The organism is Lyngbya sp. CCY1209 (genome assembly GCF_035615495.1).
In the GTDB taxonomy this organism is placed as follows: Bacteria; Cyanobacteriota; Cyanobacteriia; order Cyanobacteriales; family Microcoleaceae; genus Limnospira.
The window spans coordinates 1-217 of sequence record NZ_JAJENU010000643.1; the positions used below are offsets into that span (position 1 = coordinate 1).

A 217-nucleotide genomic window follows, 5' to 3' on the forward strand; every position below is an offset into this window, starting at 1 on the left:
TTTCCGCATCTCCGGCAGTGGCTGTAGCTTCCGTTTCCGCCTCGTTGGAAGATGCGATCGCACTGGCACTTCCGCTGCTAGAATCGGCGCCAGGAGTGAAGGTTTCCTCGCTGCTATTGCTGGTTTCTCCCTCTCCCGAAGTGGCGGTGGATTCGCTGCTGCTTCCCGCCCCCGTTTCGTCTGCGGAGGAAGTGGAGGAAGCCGAACTGCTGCTGCC

General features: G+C 60.8%; 1 protein-coding gene. It reads right to left on the reverse strand.

Annotated features, from left to right (window positions below; all coding sequences use genetic code 11):
* Window positions 1–217: hypothetical protein (locus LKE08_RS26020; RefSeq protein WP_324707200.1), on the reverse strand; the 217-nt coding region annotated here is incomplete at both ends.